This window comes from Alteromonas sp. (genome assembly GCF_984505615.1).
In genome coordinates this window covers 34240-48980 of record NZ_CFHOXV010000012.1, presented here as the reverse complement: position 1 = coordinate 48980, position 14741 = coordinate 34240, and the positions used below count along the sequence as shown (strand labels likewise).

14 protein-coding genes are annotated in these 14741 nt (G+C 49.2%); 12 read left to right on the top strand and 2 right to left on the bottom strand.

The annotated features are described in order from the left end of the window. The 10 genes from rpoE to AC4PME_RS09310 all read left to right on the top strand — a co-directional run. Positions 1-573: RNA polymerase sigma factor RpoE (rpoE, locus tag AC4PME_RS09355; protein WP_491529572.1), on the top strand; the 573-nt coding region annotated here is incomplete at its 5' end. Positions 574-669: 96 nt separating this feature from the next. Further along, a complete protein-coding gene (locus tag AC4PME_RS09350) occupies positions 670-1260 on the top strand; it encodes a sigma-E factor negative regulatory protein (protein ID WP_119501945.1) in 591 nt (196 codons plus the stop codon). A gap of 7 nt (positions 1261-1267) precedes the next feature. Beyond that, entirely contained in the window at positions 1268-2482 is a 1215-nt protein-coding gene (locus AC4PME_RS09345; protein ID WP_119501944.1) for a MucB/RseB C-terminal domain-containing protein, read from the top strand. Then, a complete protein-coding gene (locus AC4PME_RS09340; protein WP_491046160.1) occupies positions 2475-2948 on the top strand; it encodes a SoxR reducing system RseC family protein in 474 nt (157 codons plus the stop codon). The genes AC4PME_RS09345 and AC4PME_RS09340 overlap by 8 nt, the downstream gene beginning before the upstream one ends. Positions 2949-3120: 172 nt before the next feature. Beyond that, positions 3121-4917 carry a translation elongation factor 4 gene (gene lepA / locus AC4PME_RS09335; RefSeq protein WP_491046161.1) on the top strand — a complete coding sequence of 599 codons (1797 nt, stop codon included), beginning with the start codon at positions 3121-3123 and terminating at the stop codon, positions 4915-4917. Further along, positions 4917-5822: a signal peptidase I gene (gene lepB / locus AC4PME_RS09330; protein ID WP_119501941.1), complete on the top strand. Its 906-nt coding sequence runs from the start codon at positions 4917-4919 to the stop codon at positions 5820-5822. The genes lepA and lepB overlap by 1 nt, the downstream gene beginning before the upstream one ends. Continuing rightward, positions 5822-6511 (top strand): ribonuclease III, encoded by a 690-nt coding sequence (rnc, locus tag AC4PME_RS09325; RefSeq protein WP_119501940.1) that lies wholly within the window; start codon positions 5822-5824, stop codon positions 6509-6511. The genes lepB and rnc overlap by 1 nt, the downstream gene beginning before the upstream one ends. Then, entirely contained in the window at positions 6498-7409 is a 912-nt protein-coding gene (gene era, locus AC4PME_RS09320) for a GTPase Era (protein WP_491046162.1), read from the top strand. The genes rnc and era overlap by 14 nt, the downstream gene beginning before the upstream one ends. Positions 7410-7443: 34 nt before the next feature. Continuing rightward, complete coding sequence (pdxH, locus tag AC4PME_RS09315; protein ID WP_119501938.1) at positions 7444-8082, top strand: pyridoxamine 5'-phosphate oxidase; 639 nt, start codon at positions 7444-7446, stop codon at positions 8080-8082. Further along, on the top strand, positions 8055-8861 hold the full coding sequence (locus AC4PME_RS09310) for a TatD family hydrolase (protein WP_491046163.1): 807 nt from the start codon (positions 8055-8057) through the stop codon (positions 8859-8861). Before pdxH ends, AC4PME_RS09310 begins: the two co-directional genes overlap by 28 nt. Before the next feature lie 10 nt (positions 8862-8871). On the opposite strand, the gene AC4PME_RS09305 is transcribed toward AC4PME_RS09310, so the two are convergent. Next, the gene (locus AC4PME_RS09305; protein WP_491046164.1) at positions 8872-9477 is read right to left on the bottom strand and encodes a hypothetical protein; all 606 of its coding nucleotides are present in this window, start codon (positions 9475-9477) and stop codon (positions 8872-8874) included. Positions 9478-9612: 135 nt separating this feature from the next. On the opposite strand from AC4PME_RS09305, the gene serB reads away from it, so the two are divergent. Further along, the gene (serB, locus tag AC4PME_RS09300) at positions 9613-10623 is read left to right on the top strand and encodes a phosphoserine phosphatase SerB (RefSeq protein WP_491046165.1); all 1011 of its coding nucleotides are present in this window, start codon (positions 9613-9615) and stop codon (positions 10621-10623) included. A gap of 54 nt (positions 10624-10677) precedes the next feature. Here serB and AC4PME_RS09295 read toward each other — a convergent pair whose 3' ends face one another. Continuing rightward, positions 10678-13206 (bottom strand): PilZ domain-containing protein, encoded by a 2529-nt coding sequence (locus AC4PME_RS09295; protein ID WP_119501935.1) that lies wholly within the window; start codon positions 13204-13206, stop codon positions 10678-10680. A 167-nt stretch (positions 13207-13373) separates the two neighbouring features. On the opposite strand from AC4PME_RS09295, the gene radA reads away from it, so the two are divergent. Further along, a complete protein-coding gene (radA, locus tag AC4PME_RS09290; protein WP_491046166.1) occupies positions 13374-14738 on the top strand; it encodes a DNA repair protein RadA in 1365 nt (454 codons plus the stop codon). Positions 14739-14741 lie beyond the last annotated feature (3 nt).

Sequence of the window (14741 nt, the reverse complement as noted above, 5' to 3'; positions counted from 1 at the left end):
GAGCAGATAACCGATCAACAGATTGTTGAAAAGGTACAAAGCGGTGATAAAAATGCATTTAACTTACTGGTAACCCGTTATCAGCATAAAGTGATGCATTTGGTGTCTCGATATGTCAAAAACTCCGGTGACGTTGCAGATGTCACTCAGGATGCGTTTATCAAGGCTTACCGCGCGTTACCAAATTTTCGCGGCGACAGTGCGTTTTACACCTGGTTGTACCGCATTGCCGTTAACAGCGCTAAGAATTATCTTGTGGCACAGGGGCGAAAGCCGCCTGCAAATGATGTCGACGCTGAAGATGCAGACTACTATGAAGGCAGTGATGCGCTGAAAGAGCAATCCACGCCGGAACGCAGTTTGCTGTCTGATGAGCTCGAAGCCACATTATTCCGTGTTGTGGAGAAGTTACCCGACGATTTACGTATGGCAATTACCCTGCGGGAAATTGAAGGCTTAAGTTATGAGGAAATCGCCAGCGTAATGGGGTGTCCTGTCGGTACAGTCCGCTCCCGGATCTTTCGGGCACGTGAGGCAATCGACAAGGTCATACAGCCATTGTTAGAAAATTGATTTTTTTTCACGATGAAATTGAACTTTCACGGGATGAAACGAACTAACTAGCTGTGTTAAGGTGGTAAACGATCATTTCGATCAGGATTTTATAATATGACGCAACAGCAAGAAAAATTGTCAGCCTTTATGGATGGCGAGACAAACAGCGCTGACATCATGGATGCAATCCTTAATGATGAAGAGCTAAAAACAAAGTGGAAGCGATATCATGTTATTCGTAGTGGTTTACGTAAAGAAGCCACGGTCGCACCTCAGTTAGACATTACTGCTGCGGTAGCCGCTGCCTTAGAAAGTGAACCTACAGTGATGGCGCCGAAGCGTTCAGGCTGGAAGTCATTGCCGCTGGTCGGTAGTGTGGTGCCATTCGCCAAACAAGGTGGACAATTCGCCGTTGCTGCTTCCGTAGCTGTGGCGGTGATTCTGGGTGTTCAACAAATGAATCAGCCGGAACCTGCAGAACCGTTCTCTACGTTTGAGACGAATACCCGTCTGGGTGGTCTTTCTCCGGTCAGTCTGGAACAGACCCGTACGATTCCCCGCAATGACATGAATGTTGTGCTGGAGAAAAAGCGTAAGATCAATGCTATCATCGCTGACCATGAACAACAGATTCAGCTGAAGCAGGCAGAAGATCAAAGTAAAGCCGTAGAAGAACGTGCTGAGTCTGACGCTAATCCAAATTAAGAGCTAAATGACAAAATCATTTATACAACGCGTACCAGCTCCAGTGGAGCTGGTACGCGCGTTTTCAGGGCATGCTTTTCTGGCATGCACGTTTTCCTTTATCGTTTTTTCTTCTCCTGTTCCTGCTCAGGAAAACGGGACTGAAGGGGCTTCGCGGCAGGTTGCTGCTGAAATCGAAGCAGAATCTGATGCTCAGAATCCGGTGTCTCAGGATATTTTACCTCCCGATTCTATCGTGACAGCGGAAGAAGCGATCAGCCAGAAAGCCGCAGCACACAATGACAGCGCAGAACCGGAGTCTGTTGGATCAGCGCAGGTTAAGCCGGAGTCGGTGACCGGATGGCTGGAGAAAATGACTGCAGCGACCCGTACACTGAATTTTCAGGTGGCCTATGTCGTCAGCCGGTTAAATCAGGAAACTGTGCCCTATTTGTGGCGACACGGTGTACTTGAAGACGGTACCAGCGTTGAGCAGTTGAATCTGCAAAACGGCCCCGGAAGAGAGCTCATCCGGGTAGGGGATGTGGTCAGTATATTTGAACCGGATACCCAGCCTTACAGTCTGCATTCTCAGTATATCAATGGTCCTATACCCGGAGAGTTGCTTTACGAACCGGTTTCTCTGACCAAAGGCTACGAGTTTGTGTCTGTGGGCAGAGCCCGTGTGGCCGGCCGGCCAGCTCAGCAGATCAGGATCGTCAGTCGTGATAATACCCGTTTCAGTTACCAGCTTTGGCTGGACGAACAGTCGGGGATGTTGCTGAAACTTAATACGCTGGATTTACAGGGTAATGTGCTGGAGCAAATTCAGGTTACTTCACTGACAATGTCAGACACGCCGCCTGCGTACTTTGCCCGTGTGAACCGTGCTTCTCTTCCCAGGCCGCTGGCTTTGACGCCGTCGACAAATCGTCAGCAAGGTTGGGAAGTCGATTATCTTCCTGATGGTATGGTCGAAGTGAAAAGAGATATCCGCCGCCTGGCGATGACAGGGCAGGTGGTGGAATACAAACTGTTCTCTGACGGGCTGGTGGATGTGTCTGTATACGTACAGCCTGCCAGTGACGCTATCGGTTCCGATTTAGTCCTGCGCCATGACCTGAGTACGTTTCTGACTCTCACCGATGGTAAGGCCCAGGTGACAGTCATCGGGGAAATTCCTCTGCAGACGGCCAATGCTATTGCCACTTCTCTGAAGCTCAAAGAGGTCAGCGGTGATTAAAGAAACCGCTACGGTTATTGCGGTTGACGGTGACGTGATCACCGTCGAAGCCGCTATCAAAACCACCTGTTCATCCTGTCAGGCGCAATCTGACTGTGGTTCCGGTGTGATTTCCCGTGCATTGTCGCCGAAAACCCAGCAACTGACCTTACAATCGCCGGTGCCCTGTAAGGTAGGAGACAAAGTCAGTATCGGCGTGCCGGAAGCCGGCATTGTGACTGCTTCTCTTTGGCTTTACGTCATTCCTCTCATTATCTTTATTGCCAGTGCGCTGAGCTTTAATGCACTTCTGCCGGCTGTAGGAGTCCGCGGCGAATTTTGGGTTTTACTGGGTAGTCTGTGTGTGACTTTTCTCGCCTTCACGGTAATTTCAGGTTACCTGAAAAAGCGCGACCAGACCCGATTCCGTCCTGTTATTCTTTCTTCCATTCCTGCTAACGGCGCCGTTCAGCAACATCAGCCCTGAGCTGAACCTGATAAGGCTTGCATACTGATTCGCTTTTCAGTGAAGAAATAGGTAAAATCCGCACGCTTTGCGCTGCCGTATTAACTTTCCCGGGCAGAAGTATTGTGGTTTTGCCGGTTCAAATAAAATCCGGTTTGTTTAACTTAATTCTCGCAGGACATTTTCCAGCATTATGCAACAGTCGCACATACGTAATTTCAGCATCATCGCACACATCGATCACGGTAAATCTACACTGTCTGATCGTCTTATCCAGCATTGCGGAGGACTGACTGACAGGGAAATGGCCGAACAGGTGCTGGATTCGATGGATATTGAGCGCGAACGTGGTATTACCATCAAAGCGCAAAGTGTAACGTTGAACTACACCGCGAAAGATGGTGAAACCTATCAGTTAAACTTTATCGATACGCCGGGACACGTGGACTTCACTTACGAAGTATCCCGCTCACTGGCAGCCTGTGAAGGTGCGCTGCTGGTGGTTGATGCCGGACAGGGCGTAGAAGCACAGACTCTGGCAAACTGCTACACCGCCATTGATATGGATATGGAAGTGGTGCCAATCCTCAACAAAATTGATTTGCCACAGGCTGAACCTGAGCGTGTAGCAGAAGAAATTGAAGACATCGTCGGCATTGACGCCATCGATGCTGTGCGTTGCTCAGCCAAAACCGGCGTGGGTATTGAAGACGTACTGGAAGTTATTGTTAACCGTGTTCCGCCGCCGGAAGGTGAACGAAATGCACCGCTGAAAGCGCTGATTGTTGATTCCTGGTTTGATAACTATCAGGGCGTCGTGTCTCTGGTACGGATTGTACAAGGCGAACTGAACGTAAAAGACAAAATTAAAATCATGTCTAACGGGCAGACTCACCAGGCGGACAAAGTGGGTATCTTTACTCCTAAGCAAACTGAAACCGGTATTCTCCGTGCCGGAGAAGTTGGTTTTATCATTGCCGGTATTAAAGAAATTCACGGTGCCCCTGTAGGGGATACCATCACCCTGGCACGTGAACCGGCTGATAAGCCGCTGCCGGGCTTTAAGAAAGTAAAACCTCAGGTTTATGCCGGTGTGTTCCCGGTCAGTTCAGACGATTACGAAGATTTCCGTGATGCATTATCTAAATTAAGCCTGAACGATGCATCGCTGTTTTTCGAGCCGGAAAGCTCGGCTGCTCTTGGCTTTGGTTTCCGGATTGGCTTCCTTGGCATGCTGCACATGGAAATCATTCAGGAGCGTCTGGAACGGGAATACGATCTTGATCTTATCACCACCGCTCCAACCGTAATCTATCAGGTTGTTACAACCAAAGGGGAAACCATACAGGTTGATAACCCTTCCAATTTGCCGCCGGTGAATGAAATCGAAGAGATTCACGAGCCGATGGTAGAGGCAAACATCCTTGTTCCTCAGGAATACCTCGGTAATGTCATCACACTTTGCGTTGAGAAGCGTGGTATGCAGACCAGCATGACTTATCATGGGAAGCAAGTCGCGGTAACCTATGAAATACCGATGGCTGAAGTCGTGATGGACTTCTTTGACCGGTTGAAATCAACCAGCCGTGGTTTTGCTTCACTGGACTATAACTTCAAGCGCTTCCAGCAGTCTGACATGGTGCGTGTTGATGTACTCATCAACGGCGAACGTGTGGATGCACTGGCCATGATCACCCACCGTGAAAACAGTCAGGGCCGTGGTCGTGAGCTGGTTGATAAGTTACGTGAACTGATCCCGCGTCAAATGTTTGATATCGCTATTCAGGCTGCTATCGGTAACCATATTATTGCACGAAGCACAGTTAAACAGCTGCGCAAAAACGTTATCGCCAAGTGTTATGGTGGTGACGTGAGCCGTAAGAAAAAACTGCTGCAAAAACAAAAAGAAGGAAAGAAACGCATGAAGCAGGTAGGTAATGTTGAGTTACCTCAGGATGCGTTCCTCGCTGTTCTCAAGGTAGGTAAGTAATGGCAAATTATTTTTCAATTTTGTTGGTGATCCTGACAGTAGCAACCGGATTAATCTGGCTGCTGGACAGTTTGCTGTGGGCACCGGCAAGAAAGGAAAAGCTCGCAGGTGGTGAAGCGGTAGCCGGTGGTTCATCAACGGGTCCTCAAAGTGAGTTGCCCTGGCTGGTGGATACATCACAACAAATTTTTCCGGTAATCGCGTTTGTACTGGTGTTACGTTCTTTTTTGTACGAACCGTTTCAAATTCCTTCCGGTTCTATGATGCCTACCTTACTGGTAGGCGATTTCATTCTGGTAGAAAAGTATGCCTACGGCTTAAAAGACCCGGTGTTCCGCACCAAGTTTCTGGAAACCGGTGAACCGGAGCGTGGCGATGTCGTGGTATTCAAATACCCCGAAGATCCGAATGTAGACTACATTAAACGTGTAGTGGGTCTGCCGGGCGACACCATTGTGTATCAGAACAAACAAGTTTTTATTAAACCATACTGTGAAAGCGGCAGCGACTGCCCGAAACAGCAACCGGTACCGCTGGAATTTAAAGAGCGCGGCGAATTTGTGCAGGACATGGTGCCGTTGTTGCGCTACACCGAGCAACTTGGTGATGTGACCCACGACATTTTGCGCAATCCCGGACGCAGTATTCCGGCATCAAATTTTTACACGCAACCGGGTACCCGCAGTAATGAATGGATTGTTCCTGAAGGACAGTACTTTGTATTAGGCGACAACCGCGAAAACAGCCGTGACAGCCGCTTCTGGGGATTTGTTCCTGATGATAATCTGGTAGGTAAAGCCGTGGCTATCTGGATCAGTTTTGAGTTTGAACGTCCGGCAGACAGCGTATTACCGGGCTGGGTACCGACAGGTATCAGATTTAACCGGATTGGTGGCATAGAGTAATGCAGGGTATCGACAGATACGCACGGTTATCAAAATTACTGGATTACCGCTTTAAAGACGAAGGTCTGCTTGAGCAGGCGTTAACCCACCGCAGTGCAGCGAAAAAGCACAATGAACGGCTGGAATTTCTGGGCGATGCCGTATTAGGGATGGTCATCGCAGATGCACTTTTCGCCCGTTTCCCGTCTGTACCGGAAGGGAAATTGACCCGCATGCGTTCAACCCTGGTGAAGGGCGATACCCTGGCCGAAATGGCAAAAGAAGCCGGTGTAGGTGAATTGCTTAAACTGGGGCAGGGTGAATTAAAAAGTGGTGGTCACCGCCGCAGTTCCATCCTCGCTGATGCTGTTGAAGCCATACTGGGTGCCATCTATCTGGATGCCGGCATCGACACCGTCAGCAAAGTGATTCTGAGTTTGTGGTCTGCCCGTATTGACCGGCTCGATCCGAATGAACATCCGAAAGACAGTAAAACCCGTTTACAGGAATATTTACAGTCACGCCGTGAACCTCTTCCGGTGTATGAAGTGGTAGGAATAAGCGGCAAGGATCACGCGCAGACTTTTGAAGTCAGTTGCACTGTAGCGCAACTCGAAAAGCCCGTTTTCGGCACAGGGAACAGCCGGCGTAAAGCAGAACAGCAAGCTGCAAAAGAAACGTTGGAGAAGCTTGAACATGCATCTGAATGAAGATGTTGATACCCGCTGTGGCCTCGTGGCCATTGTCGGCCGTCCGAATGTGGGTAAATCTACATTACTGAACCGTATTCTGGGCCAGAAAGTCAGTATTACTTCCAGAAAGCCCCAGACCACCCGTCACCGTATTTTAGGTATCGATACCGAGGCACAAAGCCAGACGGTTTACGTGGATACGCCCGGGTTGCACCAGGACGAGAAACGGGCCATTAACCGTTACATGAACCGTGCTGCATCGAGTTCACTGGCTGAAGTGGGTCTGGTTCTGTTTGTGGTGGAAGGCACACGCTGGACCGAAGACGATGCCATGGTACTGGAAAAGGTGAAAAACAGCCGTTTACCCTGTTACCTGGTGGTCAATAAAGTCGACAAGGTAGAAGACAAAGAAAGTCTGATGGCTCAGATCCAGAAGCTGTCGTCACTGCACACGTTTGAGCATATTTTCCCTGTCAGTGCGAAAAACGGCAAGCAGGTGGATGCGTTACGGGAAACCGTGCAGCAGTCTTTGCCGGAAAGCGAATTTTACTTCCCCGAAGATTACATTACCGACCGTTCGAGCCGGTTCATGGCGGCGGAAATCATCCGTGAAAAACTGATGCGCTTCACCGGTGATGAACTGCCTTATTCCACTACGGTTGAGATAGAACAATTCAAAATGATGGAAAACGGGGTATACCGTATTAACGGTCTTATCCTGGTTGAGCGTGACAGTCAAAAACGCATGGTCATAGGTAAAGCCGGCAATCATATTAAAACTATCGGCGAGCAGGCCCGCAAAGATATGGAAAACCTGTTCGACAACAAAGTGTTTCTTGAGCTTTGGGTTAAAGTGAAACAAGGCTGGGCTGACGACGACCGTGCCTTGCGTTCATTAGGCTACGGCGACGATTAATCTACTTTTTGTTTCACCGTTGTAAGGAGGTGCTATGTCTCTTTCTGATATGCGGCGGCAATATTCTGCTGGCCGTCTGGATGATACTCAGTTAACTGAGCATCCGGTAGCGTTGTTCCGGCAGTGGCTGAACGATGCCATTAACGCAAATATTCCTGATCCTACAGCCATGACTGTGGCAACTGTAGACAGCAGCGGGCAACCGTCCCAGCGTATTGTGCTGCTGAAAGATGTGAGTGAAGAAGGCTTTTTATTCTATACCAACCTTGGCAGCCGTAAAGCCAGAGAGCTGGGGCAGAATAATAAAATCTCTCTGCATTTTCCCTGGTTTTTCATGGAGCGCCAGGTACGCGTTTGCGGCGTGGCCGAAAAATTGAGTACTGCGGAAAATGCAAAGTACTTCTTTTCCCGCCCGAAAGACAGCCAGCTGGCAGCATACGCGTCAAAACAAAGCCAACCCATTGCTACCCGTGAATTGCTGATGACACAATTTCAGCAACTGAAAAACAAGTTTGCTAATAAGGAACTTCCTGTGCCGGATTTCTGGGGAGGTTTCCGTGTAAAGCCGCATCAGATTGAATTCTGGCAGGGCGGTGAAGACCGGCTTCATGACCGTTTTGAGTACAATAAAACAGAAGACGGTACATGGAGTACTCAGCGGCTTATGCCCTGAGATATGCCGGCAACATGATAGACAGCCACTGTCACCTCGATTTACCCGCCTTTGAACACGACCTGAACGGTGTGCTTAAACGGGCAGGGGAAGCAGGGGTGAGTGGCTTCCTGATCCCCGGCACCACACCGGCAGGCTGGGAAATACAGCTTGCCATTCAGGCCCGCCATTCTGATATCTTCCTCGCCTTTGGCATCCACCCCTGGTTTATTCGCGGCTCCCTTGATGATGCTGTGTCAAAATTGCAAAAGGCGGTAACAGAACACCGCAAGTCGGTATGCGCTATCGGCGAAATTGGTCTCGATGCCACAATCGAACTGCCTCTTGCGGAACAGGAGAAGTGGTTACTCGCACAACTGGACGTGGCAAAGCAGTGTGAATTACCGGTTGTCCTTCACCACCTTAAAACTCATCACCGTTTGCCCGCAATGATTAAACAGGCAGGCTTTTCCTGTGGCGGTGTGGTGCATGCTTTTTCCGGCAATGCACAGGTCGCTGCACAGTATGTTGACCTGGGCTTTAAATTAGGTGCAGGGGGCACAATTACCTATCCCCGTGGTAAGAAAACCCTGGATGCTCTGGTTGAGGCCGGGCTGGATAATATTCTGCTGGAAACCGATTCTCCGGACATGCCCGTACAGGGGTTTCAGGGGCAACGGAATGAACCGGCGCGGCTGGTGCAAATTGCTCAGGTGCTGGCAGAAGCATTTGGTGTGTCTGTGGCTGAGGTTACAAAGAAGACCACTGCCAATTTCCGTGATCTGTTTGTTCAGCCCTGAGCTACACTGGCTAACGCATTTTATTGATAAAATAGTAGCGGTATCGCCAGCCCGCTGCGGTCAGAATGCATCCGGCAAATAATCCGGTCATTAAGATCCCCGCCTGAATTGCACGTTCAGACTGCAATAGTGCGTATTCGTCGTTGAGAAGTCGGGCACTGTCAACGGTGATCTGCAACACGCCGGTTTGACTGCCGTTGTCGTCTGTTACGGAAAATAGTCTTACCAGCTGATTTTGTTCCCCGGACTCTTCAGTTACTGAAGATTTCTGTGTCACCACACCGAGGCGTTTGCCTTTATTATCGAATACTGCCGCAGCGAGAATGAAGTTTGTTTCTGCAAGGCGGCTTAAATGTAGTGCAATGACATCGCCATTCTTTGAATAAACCGGGCCTGCCAGAATAAGGGCGTATTGTTCGCCCAGCACATCGACCGGGGCTGACGCTGCCTGTACTGCTTCACGTAAAGCATGCCGCGACTCAATCACACACAGGCTCACCAGTGCCATAATCAGCAGGGCGAATGCAGTAATGTGCACACTTCTGCGTTGCAACCAGGCAAACCAGTGTTTCTTTTCCGGGGCCGGTGTTCTCCAGGCCGCGTATTTATCAGTCATAGTCAGAGAAAAAGCGCATTTGCCGTCATAATACCGTTTTTGCCATCATGAGCATAATCTATTCATAAATGGCTGTTTTCCCCGGTCACTGAATTCGCTAGGATACGCATACTTTGAGTAGCGGAACCTCCTACATTGAATTCAGTAGCTTTATCTTCAGTACATTCTCATGCTGCGCTAATCACTGCGCTGAAAACGCATCCTGCCGGCATCGTTTTTTCAGGCGGCCAGTGGCAGAGCACAGGTGCAGTCTCTTCAGACAATAATGACGCTGTTATCACTGTCTATGCGCCGGCGCTGACAGCCTGGCAACTTGAAAAAGTGTCTGACGCACTGGCACCAGTCGCAACGCTTTCCGGTTTCCGGTTACATGCCCTTAGCGGTAAATTCCACGAAACCGTCGTAACGGGGTCAATAAAAACGGCTGATGTGACGGCGTTAAAGCCGCTGTTGGAAAAACTGGCTGAATCATTGCGGGTAGATGTAGTGGTTCAGACTGTCCGGCCATCGTTGTCCGCGCCCGGTTTGCTGGTGATGGACATGGACAGCACCATCATACAAATAGAGTGTATTGATGAGATAGCCAAACTGGCCGGCCTCGGTGACAAGGTTGCCGCAGTGACCGCAAAGGCCATGCGCGGGGAACTGGCTTTCAGTGAAAGTTTGATATCCCGGGTGGCCTGCCTGAAAGGTGTGCCGGTATCACAGCTGGCCCAAATCCGTGACAGTATTCCGTTGATGCCGGGCGTTGTACCACTGGTTTCCGTGTTAAAAGAGCATGGTTGGAAAATCGCTGTTGCCTCCGGCGGGTTCACTTATTTTGCCGATCACGTAAAAGAGCGGCTTGGTCTGGATGCAGCATTCTCCAATACCTTGAAAACCGATGGTGACGTGCTTGCCGGAGAAGTGACCGGTGAGATCGTGGATGCTGAAGTGAAAGCGCGCACGGTTGAGTCTCTGGCCAGTGAATGGCAAATACCTATGTCACAGACCGTCGCTATGGGAGACGGCGCTAATGATCTGGTGATGATGGCAAAGGCCGCATTAGGCGTGGCCTGTCATGCTAAACCGCTGGTAAGGGAAAAAGCTGATACCGCCATCCGGTTCTCAGGTTTGCACGGCATGCTGTATTTGCTGGCTGAATAACAACCTGAAACAGAGCAAAGTGATGAAGGCATGCCATGAGCATGCCTTCTTTGTTTAATTGTTGAGGATTTTTTCAATCTGCGCAGTCGATTCGCTGATGGCCTTTAGCTGACTGTTACGGGAAATGGTTGCTTTGTCATAGCCAAAACGCATCATTACTTCGCTGGTCATGTCGACAAGGTGCACAGATGCGCCCATACCCCAGATTTTCTCTTCCAGTTCTTTAGCGCGGTGTAATGCGTACATGCTGACATAGCTTAATTCGGCTTGCAGCATGTCCAGATCCGGTTTACCTGTGGTCGTTAAAATAACCTGCATGGCAATAAAGTGACCTCTTGCCAGTGCTTCAGTGATAAAGGACTTTCTGGTGTCATCATTGGCAAAATCTTTATCCAGCTTAGGCAATATGGCCAGTTTGCTGTTTTTACGGGCCGGATCATAAGCAATAAAAAGCTCCTGGCGTAATGGTTGATTTTCCAGCCTCATGGTTTTAATGCCATGAAGCATGAGCGGAGCTTCCAGGTTCTTATCCCGGTAGAGAAACTCAACGTTGGTTTTACCACTGCCGGTGAAATGGGTCAGCATGCGTGCTGACACAGAATTCAACCCGTTCATGACAGCCATATCCGCCTCGTAGCGGATACCGTTTTTGGCCAGCAGAAAAGCGAAATTAGGTGTGTGACGGGCGTTAATACAACGCAGGGCGTGACCGATACCCGGAATTTCTTCTTCTTCCGGATAGGTTTTCAGTGCCTGTTTGTTCTGCTTGATCAGATTATCAAAAAACTTTCTGGCTGCAGCGCCCGGTTCACCTTCAGCGGCACGAAGGTGCACAATATTGCGGTCAGTATTGTAATAAACTACTTCGTAAATCAAACCGGTCACATCGTGTTTGGTTGTCAGCGCTTGCAGTTCAGGCAGCGCAATTTTCACCAGGCTGCCTTTTTCTCCGTCAAACTCGCCGGGAATTTCAAGGCGCAGGCCGGATATGGAGATATCTTCAGAAATCCCTTTGCACTGTATGGTTTCATCCAGGCCACTTAACACAACCGGCGACCGCAGAATGTAGCGGGTTTCCATCCGTTGTTCCTGAAAACGATAACGGTAAGGGCGGATAGGGGCAGGTTGCTTATTTCTGGGGTGAGCAAAAATGCGTAAATGAGCAAGGTGACTACGGTCAAATTTTAACGCCGCATATTGCCGCTGACCGCTTTCAGAGGTGATATCTGTAATATGCACAAGGTATTGAAGACGTTTTAGTTTTGCCATCAGCCGGGCTGAAGGCGGCGTGTTTTGTTTCTTTGCCACACTGCCTGCGTCATCCGGAATAGAAAGCGGACAATGCGCTTCATCCGGTGACATGGTGCTCATTGTCAGTTTAAATACCCGCCAGCTGACTTTCCGGGAACCAAATCCGATGAAAACAGACTTGAGTGATTCTTTCTGTTCCAGTTCACGTGTGGACGCCGAGTAGAAGTACACTGCACCGTTCTGGATGTGGGTGAAACAATAAACATACAGTTCGTTATGTTTATCTGCATCAGCCTGCAATTTTGCCAGTCGCGAAGGTTTCAGCAAGTAGCCCAGTTTGATCTCACCGGTCTCATCCTTCCAGTAATCCAGGATATCCTTGTTGATGGTGTTGAGCATGGCATAACGGGGAAGTAATGCGTCATTGATACTGTCGATGAATACCGGAAGCGAAGGACTACAGGGGGAAATATACTGCTCTGCAGTTTTATTGATGATGGCATCAATGGTGTTCGTCAGGTTAACCTTATAACGGCGTTTGTTACCGTGAATGAAGTTATCGAGAAACTTGTCGAATGATGGGGAAGGGAATTGACGGTTGCGTTTCAGAATGAGGTAATAATTTGATTTTTCAAACTTGGTGGTGATGACCTCATAAACAATACCCGAGCGCTTATCCATGGCAAACTCATCTTCCAGGCCCCGGAAGAATATGTGTAACTTCTGTTCTGGCCGGAAGCGGTATTCTTTCGGTAACTTCAACCTGAGCCCTTCGGTAGAAATATCCACACTGCTGGCTTTGTACTGACTGCCGCTCTCATCCTGTATTTCAACTGCGACAGCAAAGTTCATCCGTTCCTGATTACGGTGAGCATAGTTCAGCAAATTAACAACAGGTATAGAGTACTGATGAAGGTTTTCCTGTTTGGTTTCAGCATCAGATTTAACCGTGCCCTGCAGAGCCTGTTGTTCAGCCCGCTCCCGCATTACTCTGAAGTTATTTTCTGTTGCCATCACCGTTTCGTAAACACCGAAGGTGTAATTTCCGAAGATATTCACCTGGCGGTTAAAAACGTCTATGGCAACGTCATCGAGATAGTGCTTCCTGCCACGGTATTCGAAAAGCTTGCATTCACCGTCCACCTGACCGCGCAGATCAATTGAGCGTACACAGGGCTTGGCCAGTCTTTTCAACTCCATTTTGATGAGAAAGCGTTTTTCTGACGGAAGGTTCTGCGTCAGTTGCATCAAAATTTGATTGAATTCAGGGGCGCCGATTGATGATTTCAGCTGCTCTATGATGTCTGCATATTGCTGAAGTTCTTTTTCCATTTTAACTACTGATCTTAATTGGCTGCCCTGTTGTATTTCTTATCGGCAGACTTCGCTGAGACTGTAAGTGAACATTTACCCGGACTCCATCCCTACTTTAATCCGGTATGCAGTGCCTTCATAATAACGTTAGAATAGCGCAAAATAATACCTTTAAATTAATTCAAATGGCAAAACGTAAAACAGCCTACGTCTGTTCTGACTGTGGCGCAGAGTTTCCAAGGTGGCAGGGACAATGCAGCGAATGCAAATCCTGGAACACCATTTCAGAGTTTGTGGTTTCCCCTGCTAAAACAGCAAAGGCCGGATTCAGCGGTTACGCCGGTCAGACGAATGCCCGTATAGAGCCTCTTAATGCCATCGATTTGGAAGCATTACCCAGATTCAGCTCCGGCTTCAAAGAGCTGGACCGGGTACTTGGCGGTGGCATTGTACCCGGCGCGGCTATGTTGATAGGCGGTTCACCCGGTGCCGGTAAAAGTACATTGTTACTGCAGGTGATGTGTCAGTTAGCCAAAGAACGCAGCGCGCTTTACGTTACCGGTGAAGAGTCGTTGCAACAGGTGGCCATGCGTGCCCAAAGATTAGGGTTACCCACTGATAAGCTGATGATGCTGGCAGAGACCAATGTGGAGACTATCTGCGAACTGGCACTGACACAGCAGCCTAAAATTATGGTTATTGATTCGATTCAGGTAATGAATGTGGCTGATGTACAGTCTGCTCCGGGCAGCGTATCGCAGGTGAGAGAAAGCGCCGCTTATCTGACTCGTTTTGCGAAACAACATCATATCGCCATGTTTATCGTTGGCCACGTAACGAAAGATGGCAATCTGGCTGGCCCGAAAGTCCTTGAGCACTGTATCGACTGTTCAATGATGCTGGAAGGCGAGAGTGACGGGCGCTTCAGAACATTACGTAGTCATAAAAACCGTTTCGGTGCTGTTAATGAGCTTGGCGTTTTCGGCATGACGGAAAGAGGTCTTAAAGAAGTCAGCAATCCTTCCGCCATTTTCCTCAGCCGGGGGGAAAATCAGGCGCCGGGATCCAGTGTGATGGTAGTCTGGGAGGGCACCAGACCGTTGCTGGTAGAGATTCAGGCGCTGGTAGACTATTCACAGATGTCTAATCCCCGCCGGATTGCAGTCGGTCTGGAACAAAACCGGCTTGCCATGTTACTGGCAGTATTGCACCGTCACGGTAATGTACAGATGAACGATCAGGACGTATTTGTTAACGTGGTGGGTGGTGTAAAAATATCGGAAACCAGTGCTGATTTAGCCTTATTGCTGGCGATGGTCAGCAGTTTCCGCAATCGTGCTTTACCAAAGGATTTGATTGTATTTGGTGAGGTGGGTCTGGCCGGTGAAATCAGACCGGTACCGAACGGCAGTGAGCGTATCACAGAAGCCGCCAAGCACGGTTTTAAACGGGCTATTGTACCCAAATCCAATGCGCCCAAACAGCCGGTAGCAGGATTGCAGGTGGTACCTGTGAGTCAATTGTCAGAAGCGCTGGATGCACTCAGCTAAGCA

Coding starts and splice junctions, on each gene's coding strand:
- AC4PME_RS09350 (WP_119501945.1), top strand. CDS start 670: ATGACGCAACAGCAAGAAAAATTGTCAGCCTTTATGGATGGCGAGACA.
- AC4PME_RS09345 (WP_119501944.1), top strand. CDS start 1,268: ATGACAAAATCATTTATACAACGCGTACCAGCTCCAGTGGAGCTGGTA.
- lepA (WP_491046161.1), top strand. CDS start 3,121: ATGCAACAGTCGCACATACGTAATTTCAGCATCATCGCACACATCGAT.
- lepB (WP_119501941.1), top strand. CDS start 4,917: ATGGCAAATTATTTTTCAATTTTGTTGGTGATCCTGACAGTAGCAACC.
- rnc (WP_119501940.1), top strand. CDS start 5,822: ATGCAGGGTATCGACAGATACGCACGGTTATCAAAATTACTGGATTAC.
- era (WP_491046162.1), top strand. CDS start 6,498: ATGCATCTGAATGAAGATGTTGATACCCGCTGTGGCCTCGTGGCCATT.
- pdxH (WP_119501938.1), top strand. CDS start 7,444: ATGTCTCTTTCTGATATGCGGCGGCAATATTCTGCTGGCCGTCTGGAT.
- AC4PME_RS09310 (WP_491046163.1), top strand. CDS start 8,055: ATGGAGTACTCAGCGGCTTATGCCCTGAGATATGCCGGCAACATGATA.
- AC4PME_RS09305 (WP_491046164.1), bottom strand. CDS start 9,477: ATGACTGATAAATACGCGGCCTGGAGAACACCGGCCCCGGAAAAGAAA.
- AC4PME_RS09295 (WP_119501935.1), bottom strand. CDS start 13,206: ATGGAAAAAGAACTTCAGCAATATGCAGACATCATAGAGCAGCTGAAA.
- radA (WP_491046166.1), top strand. CDS start 13,374: ATGGCAAAACGTAAAACAGCCTACGTCTGTTCTGACTGTGGCGCAGAG.